This window comes from Methanosarcina horonobensis HB-1 = JCM 15518 (assembly GCF_000970285.1).
GTDB lineage: Archaea > Halobacteriota > Methanosarcinia > Methanosarcinales > Methanosarcinaceae > Methanosarcina > Methanosarcina horonobensis.
On sequence record NZ_CP009516.1, the window covers coordinates 4,691,999 to 4,707,204 of the forward strand.

The window sequence follows — 15,206 nt, forward strand, 5'->3', positions numbered from 1 at the left end:
CCTCTCAACGTTATTCTGTGCATCCGCCGCACAGCAGCTCATTATCATGTTGAATGAACATTTCACCGCATTTTTTGCAGCACTGTATCCGCTTTTTCTTGCGGACCGGAACTTCCAGGTCCACAGGTTTCCAGGAGTACACTTTTTCCCCGGCTTCCAGGAGAACGGGCACAACCTCTTCATGAGGGAGCTTTTCAGTGTTCAGGTACCAGGCGTGGAGTTTGGGATAGTCCTTTGTCTTCTCAGGATCAAGGTAGATCCTGATACCTTTTATGCCGTGCACTTCTTCAGGCGCCTGTTTGTTTATCGTGACCGCCATCTTCCCCAGGTTACTGATCTTTAACCCGTTGTTTCCGATGGTAGCTCCGGCAAGAATCTGGAAGGGGTCAGGCATGCAGCTTTTCGTTTCGCAGGTCACGTATATGCGCTCCCCGTCCCGGACATCGAGCTCTCTTCTTGCAATATTGAGCATCTGAATGCCGATTAATGCCCCGGAGGTCAGGAAGCCGTGAAAGGGGACGACCTTTTCGATCTGTGAAAGAAGCTCAGGGTCCTTTATCTGCTTCAGGATTGCCTCCATGTTGCGTTTCTCTTGGTCTGAATTTTTATGCAATGTGTACACCGCCATGGGTTTCACCGTTATGTTTATTTAAACATAACGGTGAAAATATTGAGTACAGACAGGGTGAATTTAAGACAGCCAGGTTATTTGGAGGAATTTATATTATGTAAATTCCAACATAACGCAGAAGGATACACTGTATTTATAGGTAACTTTCTAACAGAAACTTATCTCATTTGTAGTATGATTCAGAGGGATTCAGGGGTGAGATTTAATGTAGGGGACAGAAACCCTCTTGGCCGGGCATAGAAAAGAAACACCAGCCAGAACTCTACAGCTTCCAGATATGTAAAGCTCAACATATCTATAAAAAACGGAAGACAGGTCTTTTGCGCTCAAAATATATAAACAGGTATTTTATAAAATTATCGATCAAAAAGGGATTTTCCTTCAAGAGAAATGTTGTTTCTTAATTAGTTGAAATTCTAATTGTTCATAATCCAACAGCTTCGTTAACGTCTTCTTCCTTATAGCAGTGCCTTACTCGTAACAATACCTAATTTCTGCGCAAGTAATGTTTTGTGCAAGTAGTTTCTTTTTTAAATTTCCTTTTCCAGAACTACTATAGAAGTTTAGCTCTTGATTGGACAAAAATTTGGTGAATTATGGATTCGTCATTTTTTTTAGATTTATTACGACCTTAATAATATAAACGCTAAATATAAAATTAACTATATATAAAACTGAAAAATAAGTAAACAGATAATATGAAAAATCTGGTATCGAATATTCAAAATTAAGTAGCGTCAACCATCCATCATAAATAACAACAACTCTGGATATGAAGGCACTTACGTATAATTCATTCCATTTTTGATCAGAACATTTAGATAACAAATATAGTTAATTTATTATCATTTTGTAATTAATACAAAATGAATATTCCGAGTTAATATTACTAAAAAAAATAGTTAATTATAGTTAGTAACACAAAATAGAAAATTATTAATCATAAAATGAATAAGTACTGGTTGATGTCTTCTTCAGAACTCCAGATTAAAGAGATGGTAGCCCATAAATGGGATCTTGCATCCGAGACTTTTGATACTCACGTCGGACATGGTATCCGGAGTAAAAAAGAAAGAGATGCCTGGAAACGTACTTTCCTGGAGGTTTTTCCGGAAAAGGGTTTGAAAATCCTTGATGTCGGCTGCGGAACAGGAGAGTTAAGCCTACTGTTTGCTGAGATGGGGCATGAGGTCTCAGGGATCGACATTTCCAGACAAATGCTAAAAATAGCAAAAGCGAAGGCTGAAGCCTGTGGAGCTGACATAAACTTTGGGGAGGGAGATGCGGAAAACCCTCCTTTTGATACATCTTCTTTTGACATTGTATTCAGCCGCCACCTCCTCTGGACCCTGCCAGATCCGAAAACAGCCGTGGAGAACTGGAAGAGGATCCTGCGGAAGAATGGGAAGATTGTGATTATCGACGGGGTGTGGGACAGCAAGTCCCTGGAGTCCAGAGTACGCAGAAATGCGGGTGCCCTTTTGACCCTGCTCCTTGAAAGAAAAGACCCCCGAAAAGGACACGCCGGGTATTCCGACGAACTCAAATCCCGGCTCCCTCATGCCGGAGGGGCTCCGCTTGAAAAAGTAAAGGAGTACCTTTCGAGTACGGGTTTTGAAAAGATCCAGGTTTTTGACCTGAAAGAAGTAAGAGAAGCCCAGAAAGAGAACATGCCGTTAGGCGAACGGATCGTACGCAGTTATCAGTACTATCTCATCTGCGGCCGGAAGTAAAATTTATAAAAAACACTTATAAAAAACAGACGGAGGTTCCGAAATGAAAAATAAAAGCTCCCCCCTGCTGATATTGTTAATTATCCTGCTGACCTGCGCCATCCTGGTGACTTCCGGGTGCAGCAGTACAAAAGAAAGCGAAGCAAAAGAAGCGATCTCCGGGCTGGAAGTAACCTCAGGATCAGAGGCTGCCTCTCAGCCGGAAGGAGGCTCTGAAGCTGACTCTGAAGCTAGCACACTTGTACTTGGAGAGATGTGGGAAATAGACTCTGTCGATACTATTAATGGAGGTGCCGGCACCCTGATCTGTGAGAAGGCCGCAGTGACAGAAACCCTTGTTGGCGCAAATGAAGACTTCTCCCTGAAACCCGGACTTGCAACCTCCTGGGAGCAACTTGATGAAAATACCTGGGAGTTCAGGCTAAGAGATAACGTTGTCTTCCATGATGGGAGCAGGATGACTGCAGAAGAAGTAAAGTTCACGCTGGAAAAAGTCATTGAAGCAAACTCGAAAGTCGCTTCCATGCTCAAGGTCGATACTATCGAGGCAGTCGACAATTATACCCTCAAAATCAAAACCACGGAAATCAACCCAATCCTTCCCGGAATCCTCCATTACCCGGATACTGCCATAATAAGCCCTTCTTCTTTTGACGCAGCCGGAGAGTTCGTAAAGCCTGTTGGGACAGGGCCGTATAAATTTGAATCTTTTGATGAGCGGACCAGGGTCCTGACAGTCGTTAAAAATGAAAACTGGTGGGGAGGAGAAGTCGGGCTTGACAGGATGGTCCTTAGAGGGATACCTGATCCGAACACAAGAGCAATGGCAATCGAAAATGGAGAGGTAGACTTTACAGTCGATGTGCCTTACAGTGAAACGGATAGAATTGACGCTATAGATGGTATTAATGTAGAGAAGTACAGGACTCCAAGGGTTTACAAACTCGATATAAACCTGAAACATGAGCCTCTTGAAGACGTCAGGGTCAGGCAGGCGATGTCCTATGCCATTGATAGGTATGGAATCGTGGAACATGTACTCTACAACGTAGGAGAAGCTGCTGCAGGTCCCTTCCTTCCAACAATGGTCTGGGCAAATCAGAGCCTGAGCCCTTACACCAGGGACCTGGAAAAAGCCGATGAACTCCTGACAGCCGCAGGCTGGGTAGACACCGACGGGGACGGGATAAGGGATAGAGACGGAAAAACCCTCAAGCTCAACCTGATGACCTATTCCGCAAGACCAGGCCTCCCTCCAATGGCTGAAGCCATGGCTGCCCAGTTAAAGGAGGCAGGTATAGATGTAGAGACAGAGGTAATGGAAATGGGGTCAATTGATGACAGAAGGGAAAAAGGCAACTGGGACCTTTACCTTGCCGCTTACAACATTGCAATGGTTCCAGACCCCGAATATATTCTCACAAACTGGTACATAACGGATGGGCCTGACAACGGACCCGGGTACTCCAATCCGGAAGTAGACGCCCTGATAAAGGAAGCCAGACAGATCACTGACCTGGGAGAGCGTTATAAAAAATTCAATGATGTAGAAGCTATTGTGTATGAAGAACAGCCAATGATCATTGTGGCTTACTACGGCTGCGCAATTGTAAAGAAGGACTATGTAAAAGGCTATGTTTTCGACCCGACAGCGCACGACTATCGCATAAATGCAGAGATGTATCTCGAGAAATAAAAAGAAAGGAGGCTCGAAAGGGTACGGGTTCCGGACCTGTACCTGAGTTTCCTTCCACTCAAAGTAAAATGGAAAGAATGGGGTTTTGCTCTCTGTTCACATAAGGAGGAAGCATGAAATATTTCTTGAAAAGGGCAGGTTTCATGATACTTACGCTTTTTGCAGCCTGTGCTCTGACCTTTTTCCTGATGAACGTGATTCCTGGGGGCACGGCTGAGCTGATCATCAAGCATACCTTCGTGGGGCTGGAGGAGAGCGTAACCGAAGAACAGATTAACCAGGTCTCAAGCCGGTACAACCTTGATGACCCTCTTTATCTGCAATTCTTCATGTGGGTAAAAGAAGCCGTATTGAGAGGAGACATTGGAACTTCCTATGTCTTTAAGAAACCGGTCCTTTACCTCCTAACTTTGCGTCTGCCGGCAACGGTCCAGCTTGCAGGGGCAAGTATGGGGCTTTCAGTGGTTGCGGGAGTAAGCCTGGGAATTTATTCTGCCCTCCGGGAAAACCGGATTTCGGACCACGTCCTCAGGGTTATAACGCTTTTTGGAGTTTCGATGCCCGGTTTCTGGGTAGCCCTGCTCCTTATCCTGGTATTTTCCCTGAAACTGAAACTTGTTCCTGTATCAGGGTACGGGAACCTGGAAAACCTGTTTTTGCCCGCAGCAGCCCTTTCCCTCCATTCCGCTGCTGCGATTATGAGAGTCACCAGGACAAGCATGCTTGAAACTCTGGGACAGGAGTATATCAGGTTTGCAAAAGCCAAAGGGCTGCCTGTATGGAAAATCATGAGCCGGCACGCCCTTAAAAATGCCATGCTCCCTGTCATCACGGTGATCGGTTTTCAGATGGGAAGCCTGCTTGGGGGAGCGGTTGTAATTGAAAAAATCTTTGCCTGGCCGGGAATAGGAAGCCTGCTTGTTGACTCGATTTCTGCCAGGGACCTGCCCATGGTGCAGGGCTGTGTGCTTGCCATTGTTACGATGTTTCTCCTTGTGCATTTCCTTGTGGATATGCTCTATACGCATCTTGACCCACGGATAAGGTACGGCTGATATTATGGATAATGCATTTGCTGATAGGTTAAGAAAAAAAAGCTTTTTGCTGCTGGACGCTTACGGAAGCGAATTTGTAAAAAGAGTATTTCAAAGAAAAGATATGCTTTTTGCACTGGCAGCACTTCTGGTTTTTATCGGGATTGCCCTTTTTGCTCCCCTGATTTCTCCTTACGACCCCAATGCCATTGACCTGAAGAATAAGAACCTGAGCCCGTCAGGAGAGCATCTCCTGGGTACTGATTATCTCGGGAGGGACCTTTTTAGCAGGATCTTAATTGGAGCCTGGACTTCTCTTTCCATTGCCTCGGGGGTTGTGCTTACTTCCCTGTTTCTGGGAACTGCCGCGGGATGTGCAGCAGGCTATTATGGAGGGTTTGCGGACGAAAGTATCTCAAGGATTATAGACATTTTTCTCTCTTTTCCTGGCATCATCTTTGCCCTCACCATTATGGGGGTACTTGGGAGCGGGGTTTTCAACCTGATGCTTGCCCTTTCTATTGTCCACTGGGCAAAGTATGCAAGAATGATGCGGGGACAGGTCCTTTCCGTCAAAAAACAGGAGTTTATCCTTTCCGCCATAACAGGAGGAGCCGGAGATTTTCATATAATCCGCAAACATATCGTGCCCAATACAATCGCTCCTCTTCTCGTACTTGCTACAATCGACTTCGGGCATGTAATCCTCTCAATTGCCACACTGAGTTTTCTCGGAATAGGGCTGCCTGCCGATGTCCCGGAATGGGGTGCCATGCTTTCCGCAGGAAAGGAGTTTATGAGGACAGCCCCTTACCAGACGGTCTTTCCTGGGCTTGCCATAACCGTTATTGTGGTTATTTTCAGCATTCTGGGAGACGGTATGAGAGATATCCTTGACCCGAACCGTGAAGGAGGAGAAATCTATTCATGAAGGAGGGGAAATCTATTGAGCCTGCTTGAAATAAGAGACCTTTCCATAGAATTTCCTTCAGGAGAGAACACGGTAAAAGCCGTTTCTGATGTCTCTTTCGATGTAAGGGAAGGGGAGGTCTTCGGGATTATAGGAGAAAGCGGGTCAGGGAAATCAGTTATCGGACTTGCCCTGCTCAGGCTCCTGCCTGCAAATGCAACGGTTTCGGGAACAGCCTTTTTTCAGGGACAGGACCTTTTTTCCCTTAAACCCTCAGAGCTCCGGAAAATCCGGGGAAAACGGATCTCGCTTATGCCCCAGAATCCGGCTGGCGCCCTTAACCCTGTCCTGAAAAACGGGCTTCAAATGGAGGAAGTGTTCGAAGGGAACGGGAAGGAAAAAAAGGAAGGAATGAAAAAAGCTCTGAAACTGATGAAACAGCTCTTTTTGAAAGATCCAGAAAGACTTTGCGGCCTTTATCCTCACCAGTTATCCGGAGGCATGAGGCAACGGTTGATCGCCTGCATGTCTCTCTCTTTTGAGCCCGAACTTTTGATTGCGGATGAACCTACAAAAGGGCTGGACCCTGAGGCAAAGACAGGAGCTATCGAGCTTTTCACCAAAATAAAAAAAGAGTACGGGAAGACAATGCTCCTGATTACTCACGACCTTGACCTGGCTCTTGAAGTCTGCGATCGCATAGCCGTGATGTATGCAGGAGAGATTGTGGAGCTGGATAAGGCTTCAAAAGTCCTGAGCACACCCCTTCACCCGTATACAAAAGGGCTTGTCCGGGCTCAGCCAAGAAACGGGCTTGTCCCCATGAGCGGACAGAGCCCAAGCAGGATAAGTCTTCCAGACGGCTGTTTTTTTCATGAGAGGTGCAGGTACTCGGGTATTGAATGCTCCAGAAAACACCCTGAAATGAAAAACCATAAAGGAGGCGGAGTAAGGTGCCACTTCCAGTCCTTACAATAAACGGACTGGCAATGAGCTTCGGGGCTTCGGAGGTACTCAAAAACGTCAGTTTTTCAGTAGCGCCGGGGGAGACCATGGGGCTTTTCGGAAAAAGCGGGTCAGGAAAAACTACAATTGGAAGGTGCATCGTGTGGCTTGAAAAACCTACGGGAGGGGAAATCCTGGTTCATGGAATGGATATCCTGAGCATGAGAAAAAAGGAGTTTCGGAAACTGCGCCCGAAAATCCAGATGATTTTCCAGCACCCGGAAACCTCCCTTGATCCTCGCATGAAAGCTTTTGAGAACCTTATAGAGCCATTGAAACTTCATTCCGGGCTCAAAAAAGATGCCCTCCTTAAGCGAGGAGAAGAACTGGCAAAACTCACAGGATTGCGCCCGGAACACCTTGCCCGCTATCCGGGCCAGCTCAGCGGAGGGGAAATTCAGAGGATAGTGCTTGCCAGGATTATGGCTTTGTCCCCGGACTTTATCGTTGCTGACGAGCCTACTTCCATGCTTGATGTTTCAGTCCAGGCCCAGATCCTGCATCTTATGCAGAAACTCCAGAGGGAAACAGGGGTCTCCTACCTGCTGATTTCCCACGACCTTGAGGTGTTAAGGAAAATTTGCCACAGGATTGCCTATCTTGAAAACGGGACCATTACCTCAATTGAAAACATAAACAGAGGCATTAGAATATGACCATTCAGGAAAACCAGATCAAACAAAATATTGCTCGCGTATGGGACATCTCGTCCGAGACCTACGACAGCCATGAAGGACATGGGATCCAGAGTGAAACCGAAAAGGAAGCCTGGAAAAATGTTTTTAAAAGCCTGCTCCCTCCAGGCAGGCTGAAGGTACTTGACGTCGGCTGCGGGACCTGCGAAATCGGGTTGCTGTTTGCTGAAATGGGGCACCATGTTACAGGCCTTGACCTTTCGGAAAAGATGCTTGCAAAAGCCAGGGAAAAAGCTTCCAGAAGAGGATTTGACAGTACTTTCAAAAAAGGGGATGCCGAAGCTCCTCCTTTTGAGGCAGAGACATTCGACATCATTGTCAATCGCCACCTGCTCTGGACCCTTCCGCACCCCGACACCGCGGTCCGGAACTGGAAAAAGATGCTCAGGGAAGGAGGAAAGCTTATTGTTGTTGATGGAGTCTGGAATGATGGTTCACTGGAAACAAATGCAAGGAGGCTTGTAAGTGATTGTTGCACCTTACTTGTTGAGAGAAGGAACCCCAGAAAAGGACATTACTCCAGAGAGATAGACAGCGAACTTCCCAACCGGCACGGGGTCCCACCTGAAAAGATGCTTGAATATTTCAGGGCTGCCGGATTCAAAAGTATAAAGGATCTGGATCTGAAAGAAATCATGGAACTTCAGAAAAAGGAGATGCCTTTCCGGAAGCGGATAGCTTATAATTACAATTATCATTTGATCTGCGGAGAAAAATAAATCTGAAGGGGAGAGCTCCGTGAAAATAAAAAACGGAATTGAAGGTAAAGAAGTTCATATTTAAATAGGATTTACGCACCTGAATAGGGAATAAAGTAACATTAAATATCAAAGAATCCGAACTACAATATCTAATACAGATTTCATTTATGCAGATATCGTCTATGACAGATCTTCGTGCTTTATTTTGCTCCCCGGGCGCGTAAATCCTGTCATGAAATGAGCTCATTTTGTATTCAAGTTCTTCATTTTATTTCATTGCGGTTTTTCGGTATATTTTGCAGTCAATTTCAATCTTCAATGGTTATTTCTCCATTGATTATAATTTGTTTCCCATTTCCTGTGATTACTTTCCCATTTGTTGTGCTTGCTGAACCAACTATTATATTTATTTAGCCAGATATTGTAGTTATTTAACCAGATATCATAATCGTTTCCTTTTTTGTTCTTATCCCACTTCTTTTTCTCTTCCTCCCACTTCTTCCTTTCCTTATCCCAGGTATTCTTCTCATTGTCCCATGTCTTTTTCTCTGAATCCCATTTTTCCTTTTCCTGGTTCCATTTACCGGCATCATTTGACTCTGCACTTACTGACGCAGCTGTCACTGACATTACAAAAAAGATCAGTGTAAACATACACATGATCTTTTTTGTTTTGTCAAATGTTTGTTTCCCCATACCTTATACTCCCAATTTTTGTTCAGTTTAACACAATTTTATACACTTTAAAAGGTTTTCGTTTTGCATCTTTTACATCTATCCACACAGAACCCATGACATGAAGTTCATCAGAAAGTACAAACAAATCTTGTCATAAATACTAAGATTCAGATTGTTGTGGTTTCATGCTACTGTTCGTGCTGCTTTTTTTAGATCCCGAACATGAGTCCTGCTTTGTTCAAATGTCTTGCCGACTATCCGGCGACGTTGACATTCCTGAAATTATCCGGCTTAAATATAAGAATACTTATAGAAATAGAGGTTTTTAGTTGAATAGATTTATAAAATAAGCTTCATAATTAATTTAATTCGGATATGGTTCTAAATAACGGGATTAACCCTTATAGGGCCCCTTAAATGCCCCATATTTGGACAGGAAAAATGACAAAGGATTCAAAAAAGCAAATTTTGAGGTTCAGAATAAGAATTTAAATTCAGTATCAATTGCACATATGAAACAAAAAATCACGCACAACCAAGGTTATAACCTGGAATCTTAATTCAACAGGTGATTATTAATTCTGCTGGATTTTTATCCCCCATATATGAGACAGATTAAACAGAAAAGCCCAAAATAATACCAATGAAGCTTTTTGGGGAAATTTATCCCGGAAATGCTAGTGTTAAAGAGAATTAAATAGCTTGATCAGAAAAAGAATGTTCCTTAAAGAATAGATATTAAATTTAATCCAGAAATAGACCTGAAAAAGAAAGCATATACTTATATTCAGATTCAGATACGGCATCTCTGTCAGAAACAAACAGAATTTCCGACCAGAATAAAGCCGAAGCTTCCAATACTTTGAAATGGATGCTTTGAAAAGAAATGAACAAAAGAGTTTCTCCGATAGCAAAAATGACGCAGACGGCCTACATGTCAAGCAGCGAAATAAAAGGCGTTAAGTTTCAAATTCCTTGTCCTTGCCATCCATGCGGCAGGCCTGATACACGGCTTTATGAATACAGGAAATTCGTGGCTGTGCCCATTTCATGGCTTGCTGAGGTAGTTATTGCCCGGAAATTTCACCTGATAGTCATCGCTACTACTCTCAACTGCCCGTGACTATGATGACCTCCTCTGGGGAATATTTCATCGACTTCTCCCTTCTGAACCCCAATTTCAGACCTGATGAAGATGTGGTTTTCTGGATATTTGACAAACAGCAGGGATGGAGATTTTGAAGCCCGGTAAATAATCCTTAAAAAATAGAGAAGGACCGATTGTTAAAAACCAGATTGAGAAATTGAATAAATTCAATTAGGGATCGATATTATCCATCCGTAAGTTCTACAACAACTTTTTGTTCAGAAGGGGCAGAACTCTCCCTCTCTGTCAAGAATTTTCAGGGCAATCCCAGAGCCTTTTTGATTACAATCAGTTCTTCATCGTACTTTACAGTCAGTTCTCACGGCTATTTTTCCATTTGTTATAATTGGTTTCCCAGACCTTATATTTGCTCAACCACTTATTGTAGTTATATAGCCATTCATTATAACCATTGTCAAGGTTCGTATTTTTGCTCCAGTTTTTTTTCTCTTCTTCCCAATTTTTCTTCTCTTCAGCCCACTTAGTTTTCTCTTCATCCCATTTCTTCGTATTATTTGGCTCTGCATTTACTGGCGCAATTGTTACTGATATTACAAGACAGACTAGAGTGAAAACACACAGAATTCTTTTCGCTCTGCCAAACATTTGTTTTCCCATGAATCTTTAATACTCCTGTCTTTGTTCAATTAAATATAATTTGATACAATTTGCAAAGTACATGAAAATAGAGTAGGAGTTACATTCTTGAACTGAGAAACCAATAGCATGAAACTCAAACAGTTTTGTGACAGATCTGATCTTGCTTTATTTTGTCCCTCAAGAGTAACTCCTATCAGGAAATCAATTTATTTTACAGCCAGTTATTCAGTTTTTTTGATAGTCAAGTCTTACTGGCTATTTTTCCATTCATTGTAATTTGTCTCCCACTTCTTGTGGTTGGCTTCCCAAATCTTATGTTTGCTTAGCCACTTGTTATAATCGCATAACCAACTCTTATAATCACTGCCAGTTTTATCTTTCTTTTCCCACTTCTTCTTTTCTTCTTCCCATTTCTTCTTCTCTTTTTCCCACTTAGTTTTTTCTTTGTCCCAGTTTGCCTTTTCTTCATTCCATTTTTTAGCATCATTCGACTGCGCACTTGCTGACGCAGCTGTCAATGACATCACGAAAAAGACCAGAGTAAACATACACAGGATCTTTTTCATTCTGTCAAATATTTGTTTTTCCATAAGTCTTTATACTCCTAACTTTTGTTCGATTTCGAAAGTTTTGATATAACTTAGAATATTATTTCATACAATGCTCCTATTTTTGTTTGATTTAGTGCATTTTGCTACATTTCAAGAGATTTGTGTCTAATTTTAGCTCGCAGGACTTATGCACGTAAGGTCATAATAAAGCACAGATAAACCCGTAGTAAATATTGGTATTTAGACTGTTATATGTTTCATGCTAGTGTTTACTCAGTTCAACAGCATAAATCCTGATTTGTTTTAATTATCTTGCCGACTCTCATCGGAAGACATTCCTGAAATTAACCGGCTTAAATAAAAGAATACTTATAAAAGAAAGAGATTTTAAAGGAATGAATTTATAAAATAAGCTTTATGAGTCACTTAATTATGCATATAGCTTCAAATAAAAGAACTAATTCTTATCAAAGCCCTTGCATATTATATTTTGAAAAGGAAAGTGGATACAAGATTTAAACGAATAAATTTTAAGGTTCAGGCTAAAAACTTAAATTAAGTATTGGTCTCGTGTGAAGGGTGAAAAATAAAACACGATAAAGATCATAGCCAAAATAGTTTGATTGTATGTGTGATTGATCGATGTTATTGATTTTTCCCTACAATGTAATTCATACTTAAGAGAAAAGCTCAAAGTAATGTCAACAAAACTTTTTAAGGGATTCCCGTTCCAGAAACGTTAATGTTACAGAAAATTAAACAGCTGGATCAGAAAAAAATATCCCTTAAAGAATGGATATGAAATTGAGCCCAAAAAAGACCTGAAAAAGAAAGCATACTGTTATTTTCAGATTCAGATACAGCATCTCTCTCAGAAACAAACAGAATCTTCGCCAATTATCATTATGTGAACCGGATGGAATAGACCAGAATAAATCTAAGGCGTCAATGCTTCGTAACGGGCGCCCGGAAAAGAAGCATGGGTTCCTACCGTCCATAGTTTTTGTGTCAATCAGCAAGCTTGACAACAGCCTTTTGTTCAGCAATAACATTCCTGCCTTTAGAATCAATTATTTTCAGAGTTATTTCAGTACCTGCTTTAAAGCCATAGTTGTCGGAGGTATTATCGTCTCCGTCTACACTAACTTTTACGCTGGATTTAACGGTTCCTACTGCACTGTCCTGCCCGCAGAGTACAAGCCTTTCTCCCACATCCCATGAACCATCTTCAAGAGTGGCTTTATTATTGATAAGATAATATGAAGGATTTTTTCCTCTGCAATTCAAATCCAGGTAGAAAACAGAGAGATTTCCCCTGAGAGTGCCCTGCCCAAAAACAGGCCTGTAGGAGTTTCCATACCCTGAGATCTTTATAGAGATGGAATCTAATGAAAGGGAATCTCCTCCATCGTGCATAAGAACGATCCTGTTTTCTTCAAATTTGACCATCTCGGCATTTGGCCAAACTCCGTAAATCCCTCCTTCACAGGATTCAAGAGTGATCCTTGCAACAGGAGGCTGAAGGTTTGTTCTGCTTCCAGAGAGATCAATAGTGCTAACAATTGCACCCACAAATACAAACGTAATTAGCAGAAGGAGAAGGGAACCGATAACAGGAGAGAGACCTTTCGGTTCAGACCTTAAGAAATAAAAGAGTTTATGTCGTAGATTTCCCAATGCCTTCATCAAGAAGATAATACATCAGATTCGAATAAATAATTTACTTCTTGACTAAATATAGTCTTTTTTTTCCAAGAAGTACATAGAAAAAAAGGAGAATAAAGAAAAAGGTTATCTTAAGTTATTTATTTTTCCTACGTCCTTTCTCCTCATATTCTTTTTCGAGTTCAAAGATCTCTCGAACACTTTCCAATTCTTTTTTACTTCTGGAGTAACGCGAAAGCACCATAGCAACCCCGAAGAGCAGAGCTATAATTGCAGCGAAGAAATACATAGGTGCAGACTCGGTATAGTATTTAACCTGAATAGCTTCCTCACGATCTCCCATTTTGGAAGAGATCCACAGAAGAGTCTGCCTTCCTTTCTCATCAAAACTTGTGTCAGAGGGCTCAGGCCTTGCTATTCCGAACACCCTGTTACCTGTGACATAGCCTTCGGGAAGAACTACACGGATGAACTCGGAGTCAGGTCTCATAAAAGTGAAACTCTGGGTTCCGGGTGTTTCAAGGGTGTATGCAATAAAACCTGTAACAGGTTCTTCAAACTCAAGGTTTACCACCTTCATACTCCGGACAATATCCTGCGTTAGAGTATAGTTGATATCCGAAACGTTGCTGTTGTTTGAAAGTCTCACAAAGGTTTCTGAACTCGCCACAGTTTCATTTGCAGGTTCTACCAGGAGTACAAAGTTTTTAATAGGATCTTTCTCAGGGCCACCGCCGCCAAGGGAATCAGGAGGGAAAATTTCAAGCTTGCTGCTATTTATGACGATATGTACAGCCTGCACTTCTGTTTTATCGCTCATAATATAGTATGTGGTGGTGTTTGCTGGAATTTCATTATCCCATTCATCCAGAAAGACTTCAAATTCATAGCTGGAAATATTGCCAGGTTCATCCAGAGTGATCTCCTTTTTTTGATCAATACAGCCCGATATGAAGATCACCAGAAGGGCAAGAAGTATAAATACATATTTTGTTTTCATTTTCACGGAAGAATTCTCCCTTGGGCTTGAAACGAGCCTTTTTCAGCCTTTAGCCTTTTTCGTAAATTTTCTACTAAGAGCAAAGCTTGCAGGATCATAACAGGTTAGCCTTTATCCTATGCTCTCTCTTCTTAATAAACAAAACGGATAACCTGTCAGAAAAAACTGAATTGCTCCTCCTTAACACCTTTGCTGAAGGCTCAAGTTTTTGATTCCTTTGAAGAATTCAGATATCTTTCTACCATAGGCCAGTCAATTTTTTTGATATATTTTGCCTGAAGTTTGGAAACATAAAGAATATTGCCGCCAACAAGGATTTTCATATCAGAAGATTTGGGAGAGAATTCCCCAAGAGGGAGAAGTACAGGGCCATCTGGAGAAGTGGAAAGCCTGAAGTCCTGTCCGCTCTTCCTGACGTAAGCCCTGACTTTTTCATCAATTGAAAATGCCGGGATCATATATTCACCATGAAGAAATTATCCGGGAAAGATAAATAATTACATGTTAGCAGATCGAGTTAAAGGTTATCAGCTTATAGAAAAACCGGAAATTTCACATTGACAAGAACAATCTCCGACACTGCGGAATCTGCAGGGCAGTTTTAAATTCCATGAAAACAATTTAGGACAAAGATAGCATGATGATGAAAGATAAGGGAAAACTTGTAATCTGGCCTGCATACATAGACCAGACGAAATCCAGAAGCAGTGGAAGGATAATCTCCCGAAAGAATGCGATAAAAGAACCTCACCTGAATGAAATCAAAGAAGCTGCCAGGCAGCTGGGCCTGAACCCCGAAGTAGAGCCTGAGAAAGCTTATCCCAAATCATGGTGGGAAGTTAGTGGTAGAGTGCTGGTGGATGATAAAGGCCCAAAATCCGTTATTGCAAAACAAATCTCATTATCCATAAAGAAGATGAGAGGACAGGAAACCCCTGCCCGTGCATGAATTAGAAGTTTCTCTGAATGTAAGTTTCTTTGAAGAAAAGAGGCATTTATAGGGGGCTTTTGAATAGATTTCAGTCCCGAAAGATCTTTTTCTAACCAGCCTCATTTCCCTCAAAGAACTGAACATATTCATTTTAAGGACCTGTCTTGTGTATGAACCTATTCTATACAATTCTTTGCATAAATCTGTGAAATTCTTGAAGGCAACAAAG

The 15,206-nt window shown here is 42.1% G+C and carries 16 protein-coding genes; 9 read left to right on the forward strand and 7 right to left on the reverse strand.

Annotation, left to right across the window (positions count from 1 at the left end):
* Positions 1-10 precede the first annotated feature (10 nt).
* Positions 11-580, reverse strand: coding sequence for an FmdE family protein (locus MSHOH_RS20390; protein ID WP_239451083.1), 570 nt, complete (start codon positions 578-580; stop codon positions 11-13).
* 1,016 nt (positions 581-1,596) lie between these two features.
* Here MSHOH_RS20390 and MSHOH_RS20395 point away from each other — a divergent pair.
* The 7 genes from MSHOH_RS20395 (at position 1,597) to MSHOH_RS20425 (ending at position 8,423) form a co-directional block, all read left to right on the forward strand.
* Positions 1,597-2,364: a class I SAM-dependent methyltransferase gene (locus MSHOH_RS20395; RefSeq protein WP_048142453.1), complete on the forward strand. Its 768-nt coding sequence runs from the start codon at positions 1,597-1,599 to the stop codon at positions 2,362-2,364.
* Positions 2,365-2,407: 43 nt separating this feature from the next.
* Complete coding sequence (locus MSHOH_RS20400) at positions 2,408-4,060, forward strand: ABC transporter substrate-binding protein (protein WP_048142454.1); 1,653 nt, start codon at positions 2,408-2,410, stop codon at positions 4,058-4,060.
* A gap of 113 nt (positions 4,061-4,173) precedes the next feature.
* Positions 4,174-5,115: an ABC transporter permease gene (locus MSHOH_RS20405; protein ID WP_048142456.1), complete on the forward strand. Its 942-nt coding sequence runs from the start codon at positions 4,174-4,176 to the stop codon at positions 5,113-5,115.
* Positions 5,116-5,119: 4 nt separating this feature from the next.
* Complete coding sequence (locus tag MSHOH_RS20410; RefSeq protein ID WP_048142458.1) at positions 5,120-6,025, forward strand: ABC transporter permease; 906 nt, start codon at positions 5,120-5,122, stop codon at positions 6,023-6,025.
* A gap of 15 nt (positions 6,026-6,040) precedes the next feature.
* Positions 6,041-6,982: an ABC transporter ATP-binding protein gene (locus MSHOH_RS20415; protein WP_048142460.1), complete on the forward strand. Its 942-nt coding sequence runs from the start codon at positions 6,041-6,043 to the stop codon at positions 6,980-6,982.
* On the forward strand, positions 6,958-7,665 hold the full coding sequence (locus MSHOH_RS20420) for an ABC transporter ATP-binding protein (RefSeq protein ID WP_052730951.1): 708 nt from the start codon (positions 6,958-6,960) through the stop codon (positions 7,663-7,665). Before MSHOH_RS20415 ends, MSHOH_RS20420 begins: the two co-directional genes overlap by 25 nt.
* Positions 7,662-8,423 (forward strand): class I SAM-dependent methyltransferase, encoded by a 762-nt coding sequence (locus tag MSHOH_RS20425; RefSeq protein WP_048142462.1) that lies wholly within the window; start codon positions 7,662-7,664, stop codon positions 8,421-8,423. The genes MSHOH_RS20420 and MSHOH_RS20425 overlap by 4 nt, the downstream gene beginning before the upstream one ends.
* 297 nt (positions 8,424-8,720) lie before the next feature.
* Here MSHOH_RS20425 and MSHOH_RS20430 read toward each other — a convergent pair whose 3' ends face one another.
* Entirely contained in the window at positions 8,721-9,101 is a 381-nt protein-coding gene (locus MSHOH_RS20430) for a hypothetical protein (RefSeq protein ID WP_048142464.1), read from the reverse strand.
* A gap of 898 nt (positions 9,102-9,999) precedes the next feature.
* Between MSHOH_RS20430 and MSHOH_RS20435 the strand changes: the two genes are divergently transcribed.
* Positions 10,000-10,206, forward strand: a complete 207-nt coding sequence (locus MSHOH_RS20435; protein WP_162197671.1) for a hypothetical protein — start codon at positions 10,000-10,002, stop codon at positions 10,204-10,206.
* Positions 10,207-10,542: 336 nt separating this feature from the next.
* On the opposite strand, the gene MSHOH_RS20440 is transcribed toward MSHOH_RS20435, so the two are convergent.
* From MSHOH_RS20440 to MSHOH_RS20460, 5 genes are all read right to left on the reverse strand, one after another.
* Positions 10,543-10,848 carry a hypothetical protein gene (locus MSHOH_RS20440; RefSeq protein WP_048142468.1) on the reverse strand — a complete coding sequence of 102 codons (306 nt, stop codon included), beginning with the start codon at positions 10,846-10,848 and terminating at the stop codon, positions 10,543-10,545.
* Between the two features lie 230 nt (positions 10,849-11,078).
* Entirely contained in the window at positions 11,079-11,420 is a 342-nt protein-coding gene (locus tag MSHOH_RS20445; RefSeq protein WP_048142470.1) for a hypothetical protein, read from the reverse strand.
* Between the two features lie 969 nt (positions 11,421-12,389).
* Positions 12,390-13,067, reverse strand: coding sequence for a type IV pilin N-terminal domain-containing protein (locus tag MSHOH_RS20450; RefSeq protein ID WP_048142472.1), 678 nt, complete (start codon positions 13,065-13,067; stop codon positions 12,390-12,392).
* 115 nt (positions 13,068-13,182) lie between these two features.
* Complete coding sequence (locus MSHOH_RS20455) at positions 13,183-14,046, reverse strand: DUF5803 family protein (RefSeq protein ID WP_239451408.1); 864 nt, start codon at positions 14,044-14,046, stop codon at positions 13,183-13,185.
* A gap of 200 nt (positions 14,047-14,246) precedes the next feature.
* On the reverse strand, positions 14,247-14,504 hold the full coding sequence (locus MSHOH_RS20460; protein WP_048142476.1) for a hypothetical protein: 258 nt from the start codon (positions 14,502-14,504) through the stop codon (positions 14,247-14,249).
* Between the two features lie 185 nt (positions 14,505-14,689).
* On the opposite strand from MSHOH_RS20460, the gene MSHOH_RS20465 reads away from it, so the two are divergent.
* A complete protein-coding gene (locus MSHOH_RS20465) occupies positions 14,690-14,995 on the forward strand; it encodes a signal recognition particle protein Srp19 (RefSeq protein ID WP_048143728.1) in 306 nt (101 codons plus the stop codon).
* Positions 14,996-15,206 lie beyond the last annotated feature (211 nt).

Coding starts and splice junctions, on each gene's coding strand:
- MSHOH_RS20405 (WP_048142456.1), top strand. CDS start 4,174: ATGAAATATTTCTTGAAAAGGGCAGGTTTCATGATACTTACGCTTTTT.
- MSHOH_RS20450 (WP_048142472.1), bottom strand. CDS start 13,067: ATGAAGGCATTGGGAAATCTACGACATAAACTCTTTTATTTCTTAAGG.
- MSHOH_RS20425 (WP_048142462.1), top strand. CDS start 7,662: ATGACCATTCAGGAAAACCAGATCAAACAAAATATTGCTCGCGTATGG.
- MSHOH_RS20430 (WP_048142464.1), bottom strand. CDS start 9,101: ATGGGGAAACAAACATTTGACAAAACAAAAAAGATCATGTGTATGTTT.
- MSHOH_RS20390 (WP_239451083.1), bottom strand. CDS start 580: ATGGAGGCAATCCTGAAGCAGATAAAGGACCCTGAGCTTCTTTCACAG.
- MSHOH_RS20445 (WP_048142470.1), bottom strand. CDS start 11,420: ATGGAAAAACAAATATTTGACAGAATGAAAAAGATCCTGTGTATGTTT.
- MSHOH_RS20400 (WP_048142454.1), top strand. CDS start 2,408: ATGAAAAATAAAAGCTCCCCCCTGCTGATATTGTTAATTATCCTGCTG.
- MSHOH_RS20465 (WP_048143728.1), top strand. CDS start 14,690: ATGAAAGATAAGGGAAAACTTGTAATCTGGCCTGCATACATAGACCAG.
- MSHOH_RS20460 (WP_048142476.1), bottom strand. CDS start 14,504: ATGATCCCGGCATTTTCAATTGATGAAAAAGTCAGGGCTTACGTCAGG.
- MSHOH_RS20395 (WP_048142453.1), top strand. CDS start 1,597: ATGTCTTCTTCAGAACTCCAGATTAAAGAGATGGTAGCCCATAAATGG.
- MSHOH_RS20455 (WP_239451408.1), bottom strand. CDS start 14,046: ATGAAAACAAAATATGTATTTATACTTCTTGCCCTTCTGGTGATCTTC.
- MSHOH_RS20435 (WP_162197671.1), top strand. CDS start 10,000: ATGACGCAGACGGCCTACATGTCAAGCAGCGAAATAAAAGGCGTTAAG.
- MSHOH_RS20410 (WP_048142458.1), top strand. CDS start 5,120: ATGGATAATGCATTTGCTGATAGGTTAAGAAAAAAAAGCTTTTTGCTG.
- MSHOH_RS20440 (WP_048142468.1), bottom strand. CDS start 10,848: ATGGGAAAACAAATGTTTGGCAGAGCGAAAAGAATTCTGTGTGTTTTC.